Source organism: Bradyrhizobium sp. Kon56 (assembly GCF_055807635.1).
In genome coordinates this window covers 1-258 of the sequence record NZ_JBVVOU010000497.1, presented here as the reverse complement: position 1 = coordinate 258, position 258 = coordinate 1, and the positions used below count along the sequence as shown (strand labels likewise).

General features: G+C 56.2%; 1 protein-coding gene. It reads left to right on the top strand.

What is annotated here, in order from left to right; all coding sequences use genetic code 11:
* Positions 1 to 131 precede the first annotated feature (131 nt).
* On the top strand, positions 132 to 258 hold a 127-nt coding region (gene rpsP, locus AC0L3B_RS39810; protein WP_473383388.1), incomplete at its 3' end, for a 30S ribosomal protein S16.

Genomic DNA, 258 nt, shown 5'->3' with positions numbered 1-258 from the left:
GGCGTAACGAAAACCGGCTGAGGACCAGTGCATGTCGCCCAAAAGTGCGCAGCGGTTTTGGGACAACGACATGCATAAAGACAACAGTCATAACCCCGATCAACGAAAATCAGAATTTTAGGAGAAAGAACATGCCACTGAAAATCCGACTGTCCCGTGCGGGCTCGAAGAAGCGTCCCTATTACCACGTCGTCGTCGCCGACGCCCGTTCGCCGCGCGACGGCCGTTTCATCGAGTCGCTCGGCTCGTGGAACCCAC